This window comes from Bacteroidota bacterium (assembly GCA_016706255.1).
GTDB lineage: Bacteria > Bacteroidota > Bacteroidia > Chitinophagales > BACL12 > UBA7236.
The window spans coordinates 202,032-224,140 of record JADJJZ010000001.1 but is presented as its reverse complement, the minus strand read 5'-3'; the positions used below and the strand labels follow the sequence as shown (position 1 = coordinate 224,140).

General features: G+C 36.4%; 18 protein-coding genes. 8 read left to right on the top strand and 10 right to left on the bottom strand.

All coding sequences use genetic code 11. The annotated features are described in order from the left end of the window. Positions 1 to 181: 181 nt before the first annotated feature. Genes IPI65_00985 through IPI65_00975 form a run of 3 tightly spaced genes read right to left on the bottom strand, consistent with a single transcriptional unit; the run spans position 182 to position 5,003 of the window. Positions 182 to 3,448 carry a VCBS repeat-containing protein gene (locus IPI65_00985; protein MBK7440136.1) on the bottom strand — a complete coding sequence of 1,089 codons (3,267 nt, stop codon included), beginning with the start codon at positions 3,446 to 3,448 and terminating at the stop codon, positions 182 to 184. 11 nt (positions 3,449 to 3,459) lie between these two features. Beyond that, positions 3,460 to 4,470 (bottom strand): T9SS type A sorting domain-containing protein, encoded by a 1,011-nt coding sequence (locus tag IPI65_00980; protein MBK7440135.1) that lies wholly within the window; start codon positions 4,468 to 4,470, stop codon positions 3,460 to 3,462. Further along, the gene (locus IPI65_00975; GenBank protein MBK7440134.1) at positions 4,467 to 5,003 is read right to left on the bottom strand and encodes a hypothetical protein; all 537 of its coding nucleotides are present in this window, start codon (positions 5,001 to 5,003) and stop codon (positions 4,467 to 4,469) included. Before IPI65_00975 ends, IPI65_00980 begins: the two co-directional genes overlap by 4 nt. Before the next feature lie 979 nt (positions 5,004 to 5,982). On the opposite strand from IPI65_00975, the gene IPI65_00970 reads away from it, so the two are divergent. From IPI65_00970 to IPI65_00955, 4 genes are all read left to right on the top strand, one after another. After that, positions 5,983 to 6,585 (top strand): TetR/AcrR family transcriptional regulator, encoded by a 603-nt coding sequence (locus IPI65_00970; protein MBK7440133.1) that lies wholly within the window; start codon positions 5,983 to 5,985, stop codon positions 6,583 to 6,585. 64 nt (positions 6,586 to 6,649) lie between these two features. After that, positions 6,650 to 7,147: an acyl-CoA thioesterase gene (locus IPI65_00965; protein ID MBK7440132.1), complete on the top strand. Its 498-nt coding sequence runs from the start codon at positions 6,650 to 6,652 to the stop codon at positions 7,145 to 7,147. A gap of 17 nt (positions 7,148 to 7,164) precedes the next feature. Beyond that, on the top strand, positions 7,165 to 7,731 hold the full coding sequence (locus IPI65_00960; GenBank protein MBK7440131.1) for a DUF1572 family protein: 567 nt from the start codon (positions 7,165 to 7,167) through the stop codon (positions 7,729 to 7,731). Between the two features lie 333 nt (positions 7,732 to 8,064). Beyond that, entirely contained in the window at positions 8,065 to 8,991 is a 927-nt protein-coding gene (locus IPI65_00955) for a c-type cytochrome (protein MBK7440130.1), read from the top strand. Positions 8,992 to 9,278: 287 nt separating this feature from the next. Here the strand turns inward: IPI65_00955 and IPI65_00950 are convergent, their stop codons facing one another. After that, positions 9,279 to 9,686 (bottom strand): hypothetical protein, encoded by a 408-nt coding sequence (locus tag IPI65_00950; GenBank protein ID MBK7440129.1) that lies wholly within the window; start codon positions 9,684 to 9,686, stop codon positions 9,279 to 9,281. A 233-nt stretch (positions 9,687 to 9,919) separates the two neighbouring features. Between IPI65_00950 and IPI65_00945 the strand changes: the two genes are divergently transcribed. Next, on the top strand, positions 9,920 to 10,501 hold the full coding sequence (locus IPI65_00945) for a YceI family protein (GenBank protein MBK7440128.1): 582 nt from the start codon (positions 9,920 to 9,922) through the stop codon (positions 10,499 to 10,501). A 50-nt stretch (positions 10,502 to 10,551) separates the two neighbouring features. Beyond that, complete coding sequence (locus tag IPI65_00940) at positions 10,552 to 11,943, top strand: hypothetical protein (protein MBK7440127.1); 1,392 nt, start codon at positions 10,552 to 10,554, stop codon at positions 11,941 to 11,943. 92 nt (positions 11,944 to 12,035) lie between these two features. On the opposite strand, the gene IPI65_00935 is transcribed toward IPI65_00940, so the two are convergent. Next, the gene (locus IPI65_00935) at positions 12,036 to 15,416 is read right to left on the bottom strand and encodes a lamin tail domain-containing protein (GenBank protein ID MBK7440126.1); all 3,381 of its coding nucleotides are present in this window, start codon (positions 15,414 to 15,416) and stop codon (positions 12,036 to 12,038) included. 278 nt (positions 15,417 to 15,694) lie between these two features. Between IPI65_00935 and IPI65_00930 the strand changes: the two genes are divergently transcribed. After that, the gene (locus IPI65_00930; protein ID MBK7440125.1) at positions 15,695 to 16,981 is read left to right on the top strand and encodes a T9SS type A sorting domain-containing protein; all 1,287 of its coding nucleotides are present in this window, start codon (positions 15,695 to 15,697) and stop codon (positions 16,979 to 16,981) included. 88 nt (positions 16,982 to 17,069) lie between these two features. On the opposite strand, the gene IPI65_00925 is transcribed toward IPI65_00930, so the two are convergent. The 5 genes from IPI65_00925 to IPI65_00905 form a co-directional block, all read right to left on the bottom strand. Next, entirely contained in the window at positions 17,070 to 17,462 is a 393-nt protein-coding gene (locus IPI65_00925) for a hypothetical protein (protein MBK7440124.1), read from the bottom strand. Between the two features lie 3 nt (positions 17,463 to 17,465). After that, positions 17,466 to 18,002, bottom strand: coding sequence for a YceI family protein (locus tag IPI65_00920; GenBank protein ID MBK7440123.1), 537 nt, complete (start codon positions 18,000 to 18,002; stop codon positions 17,466 to 17,468). A gap of 122 nt (positions 18,003 to 18,124) precedes the next feature. After that, the gene (locus IPI65_00915; protein ID MBK7440122.1) at positions 18,125 to 18,652 is read right to left on the bottom strand and encodes a hypothetical protein; all 528 of its coding nucleotides are present in this window, start codon (positions 18,650 to 18,652) and stop codon (positions 18,125 to 18,127) included. A gap of 59 nt (positions 18,653 to 18,711) precedes the next feature. Then, positions 18,712 to 20,181: a T9SS type A sorting domain-containing protein gene (locus IPI65_00910; protein ID MBK7440121.1), complete on the bottom strand. Its 1,470-nt coding sequence runs from the start codon at positions 20,179 to 20,181 to the stop codon at positions 18,712 to 18,714. A gap of 159 nt (positions 20,182 to 20,340) precedes the next feature. Continuing rightward, positions 20,341 to 21,630 carry a hypothetical protein gene (locus IPI65_00905; GenBank protein MBK7440120.1) on the bottom strand — a complete coding sequence of 430 codons (1,290 nt, stop codon included), beginning with the start codon at positions 21,628 to 21,630 and terminating at the stop codon, positions 20,341 to 20,343. Positions 21,631 to 21,679: 49 nt separating this feature from the next. On the opposite strand from IPI65_00905, the gene IPI65_00900 reads away from it, so the two are divergent. Beyond that, positions 21,680 to 22,030 (top strand): GTPase, encoded by a 351-nt coding sequence (locus tag IPI65_00900; protein ID MBK7440119.1) that lies wholly within the window; start codon positions 21,680 to 21,682, stop codon positions 22,028 to 22,030. Positions 22,031 to 22,109: the final 79 nt, after the last annotated feature.

The following is a 22,109-nucleotide window of genomic DNA, read 5'->3' as shown; positions in this document are numbered from 1 at the left end:
TGCGAATGAAATATAGTGCTAATAATTTCAATCCCATCGAATAATCACATTAATTCCTCCCCCTCATGGTTGCGTCCCCCGACGAACCATGTAGTATGCGATACATGAATTTATTCACCTCCTCATGGTCGCCCCCCGGATTGACCAATCATGTGCGATTGCTGGCAGTAGAGATAATATTCTAATAAACAACTACAGTTCTGCCAAATTGGAAGCTATTATTGATGGAATATACCATTACAAAATAAAATCCTTCAGGTAAATTTTGGACTGAGAACTGAACTTCGCCTTCAGAGGATGTTAATGAGATTGCTTGAACCTGTTCACCAAAAGTATTGAATAAAATTGCAGCAGCATCTTTTTCAAGTAACGAATAATTTAAATTAATGATGCCAGTTTCGGGTATATACCAAACAGTGATTTCCTGATTTTCTTCAATTAAATTATTTCCTGTAGTATCGGTCACTTTATCTGTTATTGAAAATGATTGTATGATATCATCAATCGCATCATAATTATCATCATCAGATGTTGTTTTTATTAGCAAGTTTCCCGTATGCAATGGTTCCGTCAATGTGTCGTAAACGGCATCAATATAAAATGTTTTACTTGTAAGCGTACTCTGTAGCTGAAAATGAATTGAATCATCTGAACCAGCTCCTGCATCTAATTGATTGTCCGTAATAAGTATGAAATTTACAGGATAATCAACTGTAGTATTTAACTTTATTGAACAGGCTGTGCCAAATTCACCTTCTGTGATTAAAGTATCATTGCAAGTTAAAATTATGTTATTGATATTATCTGCAACAGGGTAATCATTATCAATTATCGTATAATCCTGTATTATACTGTTAGCTAACGGATAAGTATGTTCATGGTTGTTTAATGTATATGAAATACGACCGTTTTCGATGGCATCCACTTCAGGATCATCGATTGCATGTATTACAAAATATTGATAATCTAATGCTGAGCTGTCTGGCAATAAAAATATTTCAATTATATCTGTAACTCCATCGTTTAACATTACTTCAGATTCCAGACCTGATACTGAAATTACAGTTACGGTCATAATTAAAGTGTCATCAGGAATTGCCGATAATTTAATAAAAATGGTATCTGATAATAATTGAGCTTCATCTAAAACTTTATCTGTATTTGTAAAATAATTGATTGGGTAAACCGGAATTTCACCTAATTCTTGTGCATATGCATAATTAGTGGAATAAATACCGGCTATTTCTATAATGCCATTCTGATTAATATCGGTAATTTTTCTGTTTACATAATTAAATGGTAAAACATAAGGGTATGGATAAAAACCAAAGCCGTCCATATTTAAATAAATTTGCGTGGTTTCGTTTCCGGTAAGTAGGTCTTTAAATCCATCGCTGTTAACATCTTCGAAAGTAAGACGTTCAGGTTTTCTTACTTTGGCATTGTAACAAATTGTTTGGGGGGCTGCATATTCATTTGGGCCAAGGTGTTTTATATATTTTATCAGATCACCGGACGTATTTATCACTAAATCTTCAATTCCATCACCATCAACATCAAACGGATGCAAATATTGGCCATTATAAATATTTAATATTGGACTTCGTGGAAAAAATTCGCCTAATCCATCAACATTATAATAACAATATACATTATCATCAGTTTGGTTATATACAAGAATGTCAGGGTCGCCATCTAAGTCAACATCAGTTGCTATAGGATAACCTTCATCTAGAAAATAATCTCCTGGTAATGCTTCATAAGTAAATACACCGGTACCGGAAATGTTTTTTAACCAGAAATAAGCATCAAATTCTTCATAAATTTCAAAACCTTCATAATCGTATCCGGTAAAAAATAATTGACCATTTGAACCCACGATATCTTGATATCCATCTCCGTTTATATCCTGTGCAAATACGTTCCGACAACTATATGAAGTTTTGATTGCATATTTCTGCACCAAAGGTTTTGTGAGATTGCGATAAACCTGCCATTGAAATTCACCTTCAGATCCTTCGTACATCTGACCGCCGGATGTAAACAGATCGTCTTTAAAACCATCGTTATCCATATCAAATACAATGGTGGAATATGCACGGTTGCCATTGTCAAAATTAATTCCTGTGGATTCAATTGCTTGTTTATATACTGCAATATCACCACTTATATTATAACTATAGATATCGAGTTTGTCATCAATTATGATAGGGACAATGCCAGAGCTATCTGCATTTGTAATTGTAAATAAACTCTGCGTGGGGGCCCGTGGTTTAAATGCTTCATGATAACTTGAAAATAGAACATCTGAAGTATCACTACTGTAAGCAGTTAGCAATAAATATTCATCCGCAAACACGATATCATCGGTCCCGTTAAGATCCATGTCTGATATTGCCAACGAAAGTATCCCATCATTGTAAGGAGATGAAATTACACCATCCAGAGGGGTTAATGACGGTTCAAATAAAAGGTTGCCATCATTAATAAATACTGCGGATTCATTAAAAGATATTTCGTCATTAGATAATGTAAAATTATTATAAACTGCCAAAATATCAGGAAGGCTGTCTGTATTAAAATGCGCCGTAGTTAAGCCGCTGATATCGTGTGGAATTGCCCAACTGGTTTTTAGTGTAAAAACCCCGGCTATATTTTCATACAATTCAATTTCAGCTGAAACAAAGTTATCATAACCCACCAGCATATCCTGATCATTATCCAGATCAAAATCATCAAATTTTAAAGCTGTTACATATGTAGCTATTAATAGTGGTATACCTGCCATTGTAAAATCACCATCTCCGCTATTTACTCGCAAAATAATTTTATTATTAGTATCATCATAATAAAGGATGTCTTGGTCTCCATCATTTTCGATATCTGTCACATTAATTAGTATAGGATCTGATGCGCCAATATCAATTAATTCCTCTGTAAAAGTGGGATCTGTTGCTCCGGAATTTTTATAGATAAGTAAATTTGTAGTACCCATATTGGATATAATATCCATGCTGCCGTCATTATTAATGTCGGAAACTACAAGTGATTTTGGCCCTGTTCCAACCCAAGAACCGATGCTAAGCTCATAAAATGATGTACCACCATCTACATTTTCAATCCATCTAATGTATTTATCATATAGCCCTGATATTACGAAATCCATATCTCCATCATTATCCATGTCTGCCGATCGTAATTTTGAAATTGTATTAATAGAATTAAAAATAAACGGTAGATTTTCTGAGGAATCACCATAGTATTCATACATAGCCAGATCGCCGGTATAATTCGCTCCGGCAACATCTTTAAAACCATCACCATTAAAGTCAGTTATACATAAATTTGAAAATTGACCGTGCAAACTACTATCAACACCAATCACCAGCTGGCAGGAAGTATTTTTTTTGAACAAAAATGTTAAAAGTATTATAAAAAAATATTTCATGGATAGGATATTTATTTAATAAAAATCATTGTGGCATAATGATAATCTTCAGATGTAACATGTATAAAATAATTTCCCGGACTTATACTTTCTGGGATTTCAAGGGCTATCGTATAAATTCCTCTATCATAATGTGCAGATTGTAATAAATTATTACAAACTTTACCGGTTATATCAGTTAAATCAACATTAATGGTGGTATTTAATGGCAAAGAAATTTCTAAATTAATTAAATTCGAAACAGGATTTGGAAATACAAAGATTGGCGGATTTTCTATATTGATAATATCGGGTTTAATGTTACCATGAATTACCCGAAGGGCGATCATTTCCCCAATATTAGAACCAACCGCAAACCCACCACAAATCACAATATGGTTTTCAGGATCAATTATAAGATCAAATCCTACATCATCCTTGTTTGAATTATCTAATATCATCAGTCCATTCACACCAAATGTATTGTCAGGAACCCCTTCCTGATTAAAGCACATTAATAGTATACTACTATTGTTGTATACATTCATGAGCTCACCAGTGACATAAATTTTATTATCTTGAATGGCCAATTTGCGGAAATTGGAGGAAGCCGAATCAGAAGCAAGCCACACACCATTATCACCAAATGTTTCATCATTTGTTCCATTGCTGTTTAATTGTAATAAATAACCAACTTCTTCTTCATTACTTACTGCATAACCTGCACATACTATTTTACCGGAGGTTGTAATCTGGAGATCCATTACCCTGCAATTTGTTCCGTTTATTTTGGTTTTATATACACCATCACCACTAAAACTGTTATCCAATGTCATGTCAGTATTTAATCTGATTAATTCCATATAAATATCAGTCTCCTCCGGAAAAGCTCCATCCATATAATATCCGCCAATCACTATTTTACCATCAGATTGAATTTCCATTGCTCGTGGAATATTATGTTCTGAACTCAAATTCAAGCTCAATTGCCCGTCGGTTGAAAGTGTATTATCAAAACTACCATCCGGATTCAGTCTTATCAAGAGTAAATCAGTATATGACCCAAAAAACCTCCATAATATAATAATCCGGTTACGAGAATTTTGTTGTCGGGTAAAACCACAACATCAAAAGGTAAATAGTCTTCTTCGTCCAGTGAAGATATAATTCTGTAGCCTCCGTTAAATGATGAATCCAATTCTCCGTTTTCATTAAATCTGGCAATAAACAAATCATAGGTGTCTGTGTACCCGATTATTATAATTTTTCCATCCTGTTGTAAAGTCATTTCAGTGAGTACATGTTTGTCATTACTATAACGTGCCCACCTTGCATAACCATTATTTCCGAAACTGGAATCGACAGAACCATTGGTATGTAATCGGACCAAATAACAACTGTCATCATTACCGGCAATTAAAATTTTGTTATCGCTTTGGAGTGAGATTGCGTGCCCTTCCTTGCCTGTTTTAAAGCTGTAAATGCCATCACCGTTGAAAGAGGAATCCGGCAACCAAGTTACCTGTGCGTAACAGGAAATTGGTAAAAGTAGAAGTATAAAAAATAATCGTTGCATGGGTTTACCAAAGATATGAAATAAAACTAAAAATACGTATAGGTTGGTCTGGTGCACAACACCCTTGATTAGTCTGAGGACACAACCCTATTGGTTGGTCTGGGGACACAACCAATGGGTGAGCTTCGAATGATGTGTGGTGCTTTACCAAATACTTTTTTTCTTCGATAGTAATACCAAGGAATCAACCCTGTAACTCACTTCGAAAAATCACTTTCATTCCTCCGCCTCATGGTTGCGTCCATTGGTTGGTCTGGGGACACAACCAATGGGTGAGCTTCGAATGATAGGTGGTGCTTTACCAATTACTTTTTTTCTTCGATAGTAATACCTACGAAGCAACACCATCAATCACTCCGAATCATCCCAATAATTGCACCTCCCCATGGTTGCGTCCCCAGACCAACCATGTGTCGATGGCGGAGTTGCAAATGATATATTGTGCTAATAATTTCAATCCCATCGGATTATGAAATTATTTCCTCCTCCCCATGGTTGCGTCCCCAGACCAACCATGTGTCGATGGCGGAGTTGCAAATGATATATTGTGCTAATAATTTCAATCCCATCGGATTATGAAATTATTTCCACCTCCCCATGGTTGCGTCCCCAGACCAACCATGTGTCGATGGCGGAGCTGCGAATGATATTTTGTGCTAACAATTTCAACCTCTTCGAATCATAGTTAGTGCTATGCCTAATACTTTATGCGCTGCCAACGCAAACCCCGCGTGAGTGATTGTAGCGGAAAACCCGCAGGACTGACCCCGATAACTATCGGGGGAAGGACGAGGATTTGCAGCGGAAAGCACGGTGCCGCGCACGATGTTGTTGGTGTAGCGGAATTGCCATTGCGGCACACGCCCAAATTAAATTAATTATGATGCAATTAGTTGCCGGAATTTGTATTCAATTTTGGAGATAAAAAATATTTCTAAAAAAATATACCAATCGGTATATTTTATATATTTGCATCATTATGTCCAAAGAGTTGAGCAAATCGGAGCGCACCAGGTTGTTTATTATTGAACAAACGGCACCGGTGTTTAATGCAAAGGGGTTTGCAGGGACTTCGCTGAACGACATGACTGAGGCGACGGGACTTACCAAGGGCGGCATTTACGGCAATTTTGCGAATAAAGATGAGGTGGCGCTGGCAGCATTTGATTATAATTTTGGGCGGATTACCAACTACATTAAAAAACGTATTCTGGCTACCGAAAATTCGATTGAACGTTTGCTGGTGTATCCGAATGTGTATCGCGATTTTTTGAAAATTCCTTTTTTAAAAGCGGGTTGTCCGATATTAAATACGTCAACTGAAGCAGATGATACGCATCCTGAATTGCGCGAACGCGCTGCAACTGCACTTGCTTTTTGGAAGACATCACTTGAAAATCAAATTAAACGCGGCATACAACGCAACGAAATAAAAAGTTGCACTAAACCTGCTGAAGTAGCAGTTGTTATGATGTCGCTCATTGAAGGTGCTGTGATGCAGGCAAAGGTGCATGGTAAATCCACGGAATTAAAAATTACCATGCAGTTTTTAACACAATATATTTTGAGTTTAAAAGAATAATTTTTTTTTGCTATAAAAATATACCGAACGGTATATTTTATTTTGAAACTAAAAAACAACTAAAATGCAAACAACCTCATTACCTAAATCGGCAGAAAGTAAAGTGCAGGCACGTTTCCCCGATTGCGACCCGTTTAATCATTTAAATAATTCGAAATATATCGACTACATTATTAATGCACGTGAAGACCATTTGATGCAAGTATACAACTTCGACCTGCACCAAATGGCCAGAACAACCGGGATTACCTGGGTGGTGGCGCAAACCAATATTTCGTATATGCTGCCGGTTAATTGTATGGAAACAGTCACGATTGAAACCCGATTACTCACCGCATTTCCAAAAATGTTGTTAATGGAAGCTGTTATGTGGAATGACGATAAAACAAAAGTAAAAGCGATGATGTGGTGTTATTTTGCACACTACAATTTACGCAGCGGAAAAAGTCAGGAACACAGTGCTGAATTAATGACTTTTTTTGATCAAATTGGAGACCCGATTCCGGAAAATCCTACCTTTGATGAAAGAGCTAAATTTTATCGCAATATCAATAATAATTAATTACTAAATTATATATCATGTCTGCTCAATATTTACAAAGTGTCATCAAACAATTTGAATATTACAAATTGTTAGGCGAAAAAACATTTAATCAAATGCCGGATGAAAAATTGTTCTGGCAAATGAATGAAGACAGCAATAGTGTCGCCATCATTGTAAAACATTTATCGGGAAATATGCTCAGCCGTTGGACTGATTTTTTAAACAGCGATGGCGAAAAAGAATGGCGCAACCGCGATGCGGAGTTTGAAAATGATATTGACACCAGACAAAAAATGATGACTGTTTGGCAAGCAGGGTGGGAGGTGTTTTTGCAAACATTAAATGCATTAACTGAAGCTGATCTTGACAAAATTATTTATATCCGCAATCAGGGGCATACGGTGCTAGAAGCCATTAACAGGCAGTTGGCGCATTATCCATATCATATTGGGCAGATTGTATATATCGGAAAATTGTATGCCACGCATTGGGAATCGCTTTCGATACCGCGCGGTAATTCGCAACAATTTAATGCTGAAAAATTTGCAAAGCCAAAAGGGATGGAACATTTTACAGATGATGTTTTAAAAAATAAAAAATAAATATGGAACCGCATTGGTTGGTCTGGGGACACAACCAATGGGTGAGCTTCGAATAATGGTTGGTGCTATACCAAATACTTTTTTTTTCGATAGTAATGCCTACGAAGCAACCCCGTAAATCCCATCAAATAATCACATTAATTCCTCCTCCTCATGGTTGCGCCCCCAGACCAACCATGTGTCGATGGCGGAGCTCCAAATGAATCCCGGAACCCACCACCCACTGTGATTCTCGTCACATAATTCCCAATCATTTGCACCGCTGTATAATAATTCCTAAATTTATTTACCAATTAACCCTCCGCCGCGGCGGATACAAACCCAAATTAAGGCATGCGCAAATTTTTTAAATGGTTGGGCATTACTGTGCTCACACTTATTGTAATTCTGGCTATTGTAGTTTTATTAATGGTCAACAAAACAAATAGTATGGCTAAGGCCACTTATGAAGTTACCTTACCCAAATTTGTTGCTACAAACGATTCTGCTTCGCTCGTTCGGGGAGAAGTTATTGCAAATTCATTGTGTGGTGGCTGCCATGGCGGCGATTTTGCCGGGACTGAGTTTTTTAAAGATGATGCCACCGGCAGTGTTCCGGCACCTAATATTACTTCAGGTGGTAAAACAAAAAATTATACCGATGCCGACTGGCTCAGAGTAATTCGTTACGGCGTAAAACCGGATAATCATGGCGTAATTATTATGCCGAGCAAAGAAATGGGCACCATGAGTAATACCGATCTTGCTGCCCTGGTTGGTTATCTTAAAACTGTTGCCCCAAGCGATAAAACATGGCCCGCTCCTGAATTTACAATGTTCAGCAAAGTTTTAGCAGGCGCAGGTTTGTTCGGCGATTTATATCATGCAAAAATTATCGACCTGAACGATACTTCAACACGCGTTGCTCCAACTTTCGGAACTTCTCCGGAATTTGGTGCCTATACTGTTGGTTTTCACGGTTGCAAATCTTGTCACGGCGATAATATGAATGGCAAAAAAACACCCGACCCAATTTCTCCTCCCGGTTCCAATATTACCAAAGGTGGAAATTTCGGAAAATGGTCGCTCGAGCAATTTAAAACAACATTGCGTTCAGGAACTACACCCGAAGGCAAATCGCTGGATCCGAAATTTATGCCCTGGGTGCCAATCGGTTTAATGACGGATACCGAATTGGAAGCCATTTATAATTATTTGCAAACCCTACCGGCAATGCCCGATGATGAAACTGTAACTAAATGGAATGAAAAGCATCAATAATGTATAAATGGAGCATGTACATCCCGCTCCGTTTCACATGCGCTGCCCGCTTTCCGCTGCAACCCCTTTTCCGAGGCGGGCAAAGGGGGTTTCCGCTTCAATCGGGGCTATAAATTGCTTGTTGTCTTCGAAATCACATCAATTCCTCCTCCTCATGGTTGCGTCCCCAGACCAACCATGTGTCGATGGCGGAGCTGCGAATGATATAACACAAGCAAGAACCCCATTGGCTAGTCAGATGACCAAACCAATGGGGTTGCTTCGTTTCTTATTCTGAAAATTGCGAATCAAGGATTCATCTTCGCATATATCACCCCCGCAATAATTCCTTGCAGTGTGCCATATAAAATCCAGGTTGCAACTACTGATATTGAAATGGAAATACCACTAAATGTGATCCACATAGCAGGTAATACTGCTATTAAGCCATAAATTAATCCAACTTCTGCTCCGCGACGACCGGGACCACCTTTAAACATGTGGCGAAAACGTTGCCAAAAATATTTTAATGCGAGTGCTACTATAAACGGATGCGCAAAATACATCCAGGTACGCTTCTCACTGCTGGAAAATATTGGGTCAAAATACTGTTCCGCAATTTTCGGGAAAAAGAAAATTGAAAAATACAAAGCTGCATAACTGAATATCAATAATACAATTACGGCAGTAAAATAAGCTGTTAGAACGCGTTTCATATAGTACGTATTTATTAAATTAATATATGGATTAAATAAATATAACAATGGTGCTTGCTTGTTGTAAATTTACATATCTGCACAATTGCTCAAATTCTTTCACAAAGATAGGTTGCGTTAAGGTTTAAAAGGTGACTTAAATCACTTCCCGGTAGTATAAATATCATGTATAGTCGGTACTGACTATAATTACTTTGCATTGTTAAATGATGACAGCTATTAAACATCAAACTATGAAATTCTTCAAATTAATATTAACCCTCTTTATACTACCTGCTGCAATAATTGCAAAAGGTCAAAGTAATTATGTATTGGCAAGTGACCATAAAATCACTATTGATGGTACTTCAAATGTACATGAATGGGAAGAGGTAGCCCAAACAGCTTCAGGAGATGCAGTTGTATTGTGGAATACTGACGGAAGTTTTAATATTCAGAAATTAAATATTAAAGTTTCCGTAAAATCTATTAAAAGCGATAAAGGTTCAATCATGGACGATAAAACCTATGATGCGCTGAAAGGCGAAAAATACCCTTATATCACTTTTAAAATGTTATCTATCAAATCAATCACAAAAAGTGGAACCGGTTATGCTGTTAAAATAAACGGTGAACTAACTATTGCCGGAGTTACTAAAAATGTAGATATCAGCGGTATGGTTTACGTAAAAGAAAAAGGTAAACTCTACATTGAAACTTCCAAAGCAATTAAAATGAGCGATTATGGCATTGATCCGCCAACAGCTATGATGGGTGCAATGAAAGTAGGGGATGACATTACTATCAAATTCAAATTAAATTACACTATTAAATAATCATCAAATAAATTTTAACCTGTATAAAATAATATGTTATGAAAAATTCAATCAACCAAACATTACTTGCATTATTCGTGCTCGTAATCTCTGCAGTTTCATTATCTGCTCAAAATAATCAAAATAATAAAATCAATTTCGACAGACCATACGATAAAGCTGGTTTGAATATGTTTGAAACACCTAAAATTGAAACAGTTCCGTTTACCGGATTTCAATTAAAAATAAGTGGTGGATTTACTCAACAGTATCAAGGTTTATCACACAGCAATACTGCCGATGTTGTATTAAAAGATAATACATTAACTCCTGCAACAGGCGATTCAGTTAATATTAATGCATTATATCCAATGACAAACGGATTTAACCTTGCAACTGCTAACTTAATCCTTACTGCACAATTGGCAGATGGTATTTCTGTTAAATTAGAAAACTATATGTCAGCCCGCCACCATAACGAGTTTTGGGTAAAAGGTGGTTATGTGCAAGTAGACAAATTACCTTTCTTTGGAAATCCACAATGGTTTTCTGACAACTTTACAATTAAAGTTGGACAAATGGAAGTAAACTACGGTGATGCACATTTTTACAGAACTGATAATGCCAATGGTATTTACAACCCATTTGTTGGTGAAAATATTATGGATGCATTTGCTACAGAAATTTCAGGTGAATTATATTTCAAACCTTCAAATGGTATTATTGCAATGGTGGGTATGTCATCAGGTTTATTAAATGCTGACTTATCTTATTTTAAAGATCCTGCAACAGGCGATACTATTTCAAGAAAACCATCTATTTATGCTAAAATTGGTTACGACAAACAATTGAACGATGATTTAAGAGTTCGTTTAACCGGTTCAGTTTATGCAAATGGTGGTACTTCACGTAATACATTATATGGTGGCGACCGCGCAGGTTCTCGTTATTATCTTGCAGGTGAACCTCAATATTATATGAGTGGAACTACTTTAACTGCATCAACTCCAACAAATAAAGCATTTTCAGGCAGAATTGACCCTGGTTTCAGCAGTCAGGTAATGTCAATCATGGTTAACCCATTCATTAAATTCCATGGTTTAGAAGTATTCGCAACTTATGAAATGAGCAACGGTAATGCAAGTTTATCAAATGTTTTAGATTCTGTTGACCGCTCATTTAATCAAATTGCAGCAGCTGTTGTTTATCGTTTCCTTCCTGAAGAACAATGTTATGTTGGTGTTCGCTACAATACAGTAACCGGTCGTTTATACGGATATTCTGATACTGATGGTGATATCAATGTTAACCGTTTGCAAATTGCAGCAGGCTGGTTCCCAACTGAAAACTTGTTAGTGAAATTAGAATATGTTGATCAAAAATATGACAACTTCAAAACTACAGATGTAAGAAATGGACTTGAATTCAAAGGCGTGATGGTTGAAGCATCCGTTGGATTCTAATCATTATAATCAATAGGTTAAAAAAAATGCTGCGTCTTAATGATGCAGCATTTTTTTTATGTTTCATATCGAAAGTATGTTATTAATGATAATCAGTTTTTTACAAATGAATTTGTAAACTGAACATCTTCAAAAACCATTTTTACAAAATACACACCGGCGTTTAATGTTTGAACATCTACTTTAGTTGCAATTGATTCAATACGTTGTGTAGATACCAGTTTACCTGTCACATCAAACACATATAAAACCCCAACACCCGGTAATTCACTTATTGTAAAAGTTACAATATCTGTTGCAGGATTCGGACGAATGCTAATTAAACTAATAGGTGCTTCATCTGAAATGCTATTCGCACAAGGTGTTACAAAAGCAGCACCCGGACTACCTTCCGGACAACTTTCGGTCCAGCTGCTAGGTATATTTAAATTGAGACCAATGTTTGCCAATTGCAAAGCTGTTCCACCACCATCAGGTGATAACGGATATGGAGCCTGGTCTTCATAACTCACACTTTGAAAAATATTACCGGCTGCATCATAAATTAACAGTACATCACCATTACCATCAAATCCGAAATTTAATGGACCCACTTTATTTTCCACTTCCGGAAATTGTAAATTAAATTTCACGGCATCCTGATATATCGCAATATATCCACCTGCAGGAATTGTTGTTCCCGACGGGAATATAAATTGATTACCATTTTCATCTTTTACAGACCACCCATTTAAAGCAAAATCAACAGCACCCCAATTATACAATTCAAACCAGTCGCCGGCATCTTCTAATGCTGATGATTTATAATTAATTTCATCTATTATCGGGTTTTCACCACAGTTTGCAAAAGCTGTTCCCGGTGAGCCTAAAATACATCCCGGAAACCATGAACCTGATGCAGACGGATCTCCATAAAAATCATAATACTCCATAGTACGGCCATAACCATCAGCAGTTACCGGCCAAGGAAAAACATCATCAAACCAAAATGCAATGAAATTTTTTCCAGCCGGATCACGAATTATTATCGAATCACCATCATTGTATAAACTAAATCCGGTATTTCCAATAACATTCGCTACAGCAGGATAAACGGTGTTAAAAGCAGTGATGTCTTCTGCTACAATTAAATAACCATTTGCCGGAACAATGGCATCTTGCCCCATAACAAATTTATTATAAAATTCTTTGTTACTAAAAATATAATTAGACAATGAAATATCAGAACCGGTAGTATTATATAATTCAATCCAGTCGCCGGAATTTTTCGTGCTGTCGCTGTTAAAATTAATTTCGCTAACTACTATGGCATTGCTAACTGCAGCGCCGGTGAAATTTGCTGTGGCTGTTGTATTATCGGTAAAATCTCCGGTAAATGAGATTGCAGTTTCATCATCAATAAAAATATTATCATCCCAATTAACAAAAGTATATCCCGGATTTGGAATGGCAGTCAATGTTACCGGAACACCATCAAAATAAACGCCTGTCCACGGCAAGTTTTCCGGTACTATTGTAGATATTTTAATATATCCGGCGCCCGGAGGATTAACGGCAATGGTAATATTCACCTGGTCATTTAAATCAAAATAATTTTCAATTTCATTGCGCTGATAACCTACACGTGGTTCAAAAAAATCTTTTAATTCAGTAACACCTGAGTTCCATGCTGCAACGGTAGGTGAGCCCCAACGGTCTTTTTGGGCAGGAATTTCTTCTTCAATTTCATCCGCATTTTCATCAATTAATGTTTCAATAATATCCCACGTAAAATAATAATTCATCAAATCAGCATAACGATTAATAAAATAATCTCTGAACGACGGGTTATCCATCAAGTCATTCATCATATTAATTTCTTCACTTAAGTATGGGAAATTAATAAGTGTTTCAATACTGTTACAAGCAGCGCATTCAGAACCGGCCCCTGTATCCCACAAAATAAATTTCCATTTCATGTTCGGTTCATAGGAACGGAAACAACGGAGATTGTAGGCCATTTCATCATTGTTTACAAAAAATTGTAAAGCAAAATGATCTACCCAGTTTTCCATATCAATTAAATCTAACGCTAATGCATAATCGGCATCGTTGGCCATATTATGTGTATTAAAAAATGTTTTTAATTCGTTATAAGCAGTTATTGTTCCGGCTTCTGCAATATCCCAAACGTCTTCACCGGCACCACTTCTTATGATATCTACTTTATCTATATTAACACCCTGATTATTTCTCAAAAAATATTTATCCAGTTCTTCTCTAGCACTATAATGACCCCAATAGTCACCATTAATAAATGTTGCAACATTCTGGTAAGCAGGTGCAACTAAAAAAGTTGGTGCAGCAATTCTGTTATTAATTACATCTTTCATACGTGCGGCTGAATTACCCCAGTCATTATTTGCACGCACACGAAATCCGTTTAATGAATCAAGATATTTATATTGATCAAAAATGTTGTATTGAAATTCACCCGCATCACCAAAATCTTCATCAATAGTAAATTGCATTCCGCGCTGTGGATATACGTATATTGATGAATTTCCTGCTGTTTCAAATTTTATGTTTTTATTAAACTGTTGCTGGTGGTCTGCAGTAAAATATTCAACGCTTGCAGGTATTTGCGGATTATCCGGTTCCCATCCGTCAGCACCATCATATGCTGCAATACACGATGGACCTTCATCAAACATATCACATGAATTTGAACTGATACTTACAACCGGTAACAATGTAGTTTCATTAATAAAAAATGAACCGGTTACTGTGCGACTTGGCAATTTACCGGGTTCTATAGTTGCAATTTTTACTACTTTACTAATGCCAACTGTAATTGGTGATGTATATGCGATGCCGCTTGCTTCAGGCCAATCGCCATCTGTTGTATAATATACATTTGTTCCTGTAACACTAACGTCAACACTTCCGGCGTAAAATCCCGGAGCTGTATTAAATGCGGGTTCTGTTGAGTATCCGCTGTAACAGGTTACATCATTTGCATTATCAGGTGTAGGCTCATTTGAATAACACCATGCTCCACCATCAGGAATTCTAGCCATCGTATGTCCGGCATACAAATCACCAATTGTAATACTGTCAATTAATAATCCGGCATCATCAAACAACGCAACTGTTTCACCATTACTCATTTTAAAATTGGTATGTAAATAATTAATCACGCCCGGACAACCATAACAATCGCGATTTTTTTCTGATGCATAAATGATCAGTCGCTCGCCCGGGTAAATTGTAATATCAGGTAACAACCATTTATTCCAGGTGTCCATATTATCGGTAATACCAAATTGGGCGACATTGATATTGTAAACACCAATATTCATAATCTCAATCCAGTCCGGAAAGGTATTATCCTCATCATCAAAATATCGGTTATTAGGGGCTACTTCGTTTATTACAAGTTGCGAAAACAGGATTTGGGGGATAAGACAAAGGAGTAGAAGGAGTTTTTTCATTCGGCTAATTTACATAAAATTAATATTGTTCAAATACCCTCAAAACCAAGCCTGCTCATGATGAGACAAAAATAGGTCGGTTTTTAGCCATAAAGCAGGTTTCCAAGGCCTAAAAATGCCGATAAATGGTTGCAATTGGACCTGCATGCCTTGTTTCTGTTGGGAAAAAATCCCTATCTTGGACCTGAAATCACTCAGGCTAATACTTCAAACTTCAAAACAACCTCCTTTTTTTTATGAAAACATGTCTTTTATTGCTTACAATTTTAACTTTTTCTTTGTGTACACACACGGTTCATGCTCAATTGGATTGTGAAAACACCTCAACCGGAAATATTCCAATATCGGAAATAGGCCCGGGATTTTTTATGGGTTATCAGGGTGGATTATACCCAGAGGGCAGTAACACAATGCCCATGGTTCATGCCCAGGCCGGAAAAAACATTGGCAATTCCATTAAACCCTTAAATGAAGCTGGTGAAGTTGATTTTGAAAACGGGAAGGTGGTATTTGTCGCATTTGGTGCTTCTACCGCCGGAAACACGTTTAATACCTTTAAATCAACAGTTAATAATACACCCGATCTATATAACCCCTGTTTGAAATTTGTCAATTTATGTTTAGGTGGAAAAGGCCTTGAATCAATGGTTCCACCACATAATAACCTGCTATGGGCTTATATTACCGATACACTGATGGTTGATGCAGAAATTAGTAAAGAACAAGTTCAAATCGGCTGGATTAAAACTGCTTCCAAAGATGATTCAATTCCTGAATTTCCAATGCAGGCAGATTCTTTGTACGATAAATATATTCCTACAATTCAGCGTATGAAAGAAAATTTCCCCAACCTGAAAATCCTATACATGAGCAGTCATGCTTATGGTGGTTATGCGGGTGAACTTTCCGATAATGCAGATTTAGCAGGCGAACCAGCGGCCTATTACGGTGGTTTTGCTGTGAAATGGGTTATTGAAGACCAAATTGAAGGTTCTCCTGAGTTAGTATTTAGTGGTCCTGCTGCAAATTCACCATGGTTAAGCTGGGGGCCTTATTATTGGGCAGATGGCATTATTCCTAGAGTTGCCGATGGCCTCACTTGGGTTTGTTCCGATTACGAACCCGATGGTGGAGGATTTCACCTTTCTGAAGAAGGAAAAGCCAAAGAATCAGACATGCTGATTAATTTTTTATATAATAGCCCGAGTTCAAAAAAATGGTTCCGCAATGGACCTAAATGGACCGGTTGCATTCCGGTTGAAAGATTAGCTGATGGTTCAGAAACAATAGTTTCTTCAAACGATAATTACTTCGAAGATGAATTAATCATTTATCCTTCACCAAACGATGGCAATTTTTATATTGCATGGGAAAATGTAATAGAAAAAAACTGCACAATTAATATCGTAAACAGTCTGGGGAATACGGTTTACAGTAATACCATTCAAACCACAATTGGTGGTGTATCAACACATGTAAATATGCCAGATTTGCCTGCAGGAATTTATTTTGTTGTTGTGTATGCCAATGATATAAAAATGACTAAAAAGATTATAGTAGATTAGTGTGTTTTAATTAATTCTTTAATGCATAAAAATAAATAAAGCGACCCGATGAAGAGTCGCTTTATTTGTTTAATAAACAATATTTTTTTTATTTCTTCACAAACACCGGCTCCAGTGTAAACCATGCCAACGCAGGAAATAAATGCATTGGCGCTGCTAAACCTAAAAATAGTTCCGGTGCCATTATATCTAATGGTAAAGCCTGTGATAAAGGACCGTAAAAACTGGCTATCGATAAGGTTGCAAGCAAAATATTAAATACCAATACACCATGTTTTTTAATGTACTTTGTAATAAAAAAATATCCTGTTGCCATTAAAATACCGGCAAAAATATTTGCACCGAATATTGAACCAATATTGATAATAGCCGAAAAATCGGTCATCATCGCAAAATAATATATTTTATCCCAAACAATGCAAGCAATAGCTGCAAATACAGCTGACACAAGTCCGCGTATGAGAAGATTTTTGTAGGTCATAATTTATTGTTTTGTTACAGGAACAGAAACAGATAATTTAATTACTTCAGATGCTTTGCCACCAGGTTCACCAATTTTCCAATCGTTGCGGTTCACTTCAAAACTGCCATTAAAGGTTGCTCCTGTGCTGCTTTTTTCTACAGTAAAAGGAATGGTAATTTCTTTCTGAACGCCATGCATATCTAAAATTCCTTTTGCCATAAATCCGGCACTGCCTTTTGTAATGCTGCTCGACGTAAATTTAATAGAAGGATAAGTTGAAGCATCAAACCAATTAGCACTCACAGCATGTTTATTTTGCATACCATTACCGGTATTAATCGAATTTACATCTATAACAACATCAAATTTTGAATTCGCAAGGTCATTTTCATCAAATAAAACATTACCTTTTAAATCATTAAAAACACCTGAAGGGTCTGCACTGCTGAAAGCAACTTTATAACCATCGGCAATTTTCCACGATTGTGCAGCCTTAAATGTAAATGCAGAAGCCAATAGTAATACTATTGCAACTGAAGGAATCATTAGTTTTTTCATAATTTTTGTTTGTTTGTCCTGTAAATGTATGTATATACATAAAAGTTCCCAAATCATAAAATTTAATTTAACAATCGTATGACATTAAGGGTGGACATCAAACAAGCAAAATGCCTGCCAGTTTAATTTGCGTCGAAACGAACGCCCTTAAAATATAGCTCAGCAACAGAATAATTGGGGTAAGATTCCGGACCATATATCAGCAGCACAATAAGATATTTACTGTTTATCCATCCGGCAATACTGTATTTTGTGCTTTCAGCATCTTCCCAATAATCAATAACCCCAACCACATCAGGGTATTGCACTAGGGTATGTCCTTTGCCATATCCGGCATTACCGGTAATCGCAAACTGATTTTGAAGAAAGTCAAGGTAAGTAATCAATAATTCTTCATTCGCATTATAATCATCACCCATATCAGCGCTAAACTCCACCACAATCGCGCTGAAATAAAAACTGTCCACTTCCATATCTGTAGTGTAAACAGCCGAGCTGTCTTCTGAATAGGAAAGGTCAAATTCAGGTGTTGCCGGACAATACAACGAAACACCTGTTGTGCCCACCTGATGTTTTTCAAATCGCGGAACCTGTGCGAAAGCCGTAACAGAAAGGAAAACAATAATCAGTAGTAGTGTATGTTTTATCATGCTATAAAGATAAAAAAAGCGGCAGAATTACTGCCGCTTACTATCACAAAAATTAAATCTTACTGTTTAATAAATTTTTTAACAACACGCATATCTGATTCATCAGTTACAACCATAATATAAGTGCCCGGTATTAAATTCGAAATACTGATTCCTGAATTTGCTTCATCTAATTTTAAACGCATTACTTCGTTACCTGTAAAGTCTAATATCACTGCTGTTGCATTTGAGGTAATTCCTTTTAAATCAACAGTAATAATATCATGTGCAGGATTTGGATATAATTGCATTTCCATTACCGGATTAATCATTTCTTCAGCAACAATTCGCAAAGGAGCAGTGTAAATATCTACACGTTTGGTATTGGTAGGAGTAGGGTAACCATAAATTATAGTTCCACCTGCAAAATATCCTTTACCGGCAACTGTAGTTGCGGCAACGCCTGTGCGTGCAATAGATAAAGTTTCTGTACTCCAGCTATTTGTTGCAGGATCATAAATTTGTAATAAATTGGAATATGCTCCTCCGGCTACTAATGTTCCACCTGCAAAATATAATTTATTATTAATTACACTCATCGAAAATCCTGTTAAAGCTGTTGGCATACTTAAAGTTGTCCAAACATTTGTTGCAGAATTATAGGCATACACATCATTCGCAACTCCACCGGTTCCACCTGCAAAATAAGCAGTTGTTCCTATTGTTGCAGTGCGCATTGATGATCTGGCAGCCGGCATATAAATCACTGACCATGTATTAGTACTTACATCATAAACATCAACATTGGTTACATCACCCATATTGCTTGTTCCACCTGCAAATAATATTTTATTACCAATTACAGCCGCAGTTATATTATCACGTTTTTTCGATAGTGTGGTTTTTGTCCAAACACCTGTTGTAATATCATAAATATCTACATTATTGGATGGTAAAATACTATACATCATATCCCAATACCATCCGCCTGCAAAAACAATTTTTGTTCCTGCTGCCCCACATGCAATATTGCTTCTGCCTTTCGATAAACTCGCATTTGTTCTTGCGCCCGTAGTTACATCAAAAATATCAACTTTGTTATACATATAAACCGGACCGGCTATATCGGCACGTCCTGTTCCTCCTGCAAAAACTACTTTATTTCCAAGCGCACCGGCACCACCAACTTCACGTGCGGTTTTCATTGTTAATGTTGACCAGGTATTGGTTGCACTATTATATACATTTACAGTTTTGGTGTATTGTGGGTCAGCAAAATACCCGAATTTTCCACCTGCAAAATATACTTTATCACCAATACTTACAACGTCAATCATAGTTCTGGCAATGGTTAAATTGCCCCAGGTATGCACTCCAGTTGTTGCATTAAATACATTCCACTCTGTGCCGTTCGAAAAAACAGCTGCTGTTGAGGTAGAGGCAGCGTACATGTTTACACCTGCCGTGTTGGTAGAGTCAATTGCCCATTGCGCATTGGCAGCAAAGGCAAAACATACAACCAATAAAAAAGTTATCAATTTGTTTCTCATAATATGTTCGTTTTTAAGTAAACTTATTTTCATTACAAAGTTCACCTGCAAACGAACCGGCTAATGTGACATTTGTTACTTAGTCACATGACATTAATAGCCATTTTCCGCTAATTTCTCATAAAATGAAGTATGTGTTTTTTTTTGGGGGGGGAGAAGTCATTTTCCACCTGCAACAAATAGGTCGTATAACTGCCCCCTTTTTCTTATATCGGAAAAAACGATGTCTGGGTTGATGAAATAAAATGGGGGAGTAGTTAACCAATCGTTTTCATTGTAATTATATTTTACGAGTTCATTGTTAGCATAGGTTTCCAGCGTTTGTTGTATTGTTGGTGTTATCACATATCCTATAGAATCGCATGTATATTCCGAGTAGTCGGTAACCTTATATAATAACTGATTCGTTGCCACATGCGTAAACGAATTGGTATGCGCATGATAAATGTTTTTTAAATAATATTTTCCCTCAAATAACACAAAATTTATTTCCAGAAAACCTTCATCAAACTCACCCGTATATTCTAAATCCGGCATTAAGAAATTATTGTATTTTGGATATTGATAACGTTTATCACGAATAGTTTCGCGAACAATTTTTAAAATGGCATAATCCGATTTGTTAATTACATAATAACCGGTTTCTTTACCTTCTCCAAAAAAAGCATCCGGGTCATAATTATCAATGCCATGATTTTCTCCGATAATTCCCCTTAATCTATAATTAATTATCCATGTACTATCAGTAGATGCACTGTCAATTTCAAATTCGGCATGTCTGAAAAAATATGGATTAAACACCGCAAAAGCAGTATGATAAATTAAATTTTGCCTGAACAAATCCATCAATGCACGGTCGTAAAAATCATCAATTGGTATGGTATACCTTGTCCGCCGCATTGTTTGAATGCCAAACGCTTCCTCATTTATTAATTGGTCATGTTCATTTTTATTGATGCGCATTACAGTTGCAATATCACCTTCGGTAAATTCTTTAAATACACCGTTTATTTTTTTATAATTTCGGTAAAACCCAAATGCGACATAAGCTGAATCGGCATATAAGGTTGGTATTTTTGCTGCAGCTTTTTTAATAATTGTATTTGCATCCATGTAAGTAATATCAACGGGTGCTAATTCATAAGTAGGGCAAAATATTAAAATAGGCTCAAATTGGTAGCCGGGTTTTTTGATTTCAACTTCAGTATGACAATTTAGCGCATAAACCGTCAAACTGATTTTACCTGTATCCGGTAAATTCACCTCAAGTTTTCCTAAACTATCTGTGCTATTAATGGAATTGTAATTATTCACTTTTACCGGACAATTGGCAAAGGGTTTTCCGGTTTCAGAATTAAATATCGTTGCAGTATAAATCTGCTGAGCAAACGTAAATTGTTTTACAAACAGTATTAAAACAAAAAAACATAAATATTTCCCCGATTGCATAATAACAAAGTTATTCAATTTGATGAAATGTGCTTAGTTTTAGCGGACAATGGAACTGGTTTTTGTATACAACGCTAATGGTGGAAAATGGAATGGCTGGCTCGATTCGATGCATAAAACATTTAGTCCGCGCACCTATCCATGCAGCTTATGCGCTATTACCTATGGCACATTTGTAATCGAACCTGAATGGGAAAACTTTTTAAAAACACTCCCTTCAGCACCTGTTTTTTTACATAAAGATGAATTTGAAACCTTATATCCGGGAAATAAAACGAAGTTGCCTGCTGTTTTTAAACGTGAAAACAATGTCTTAAATGTAGTGATTCCTGCAACCGAGTTAAATGAAATTAATTTGCAGCAGTTAATTTCAAAAATTGACAGTTTATACAAATTATAATACCACCACAATATTTTTTGAGCGAATTAGATAGTTGGTTGGAATACCAGGTTCTAAATCCTTAAAACAAAAAAAGCAT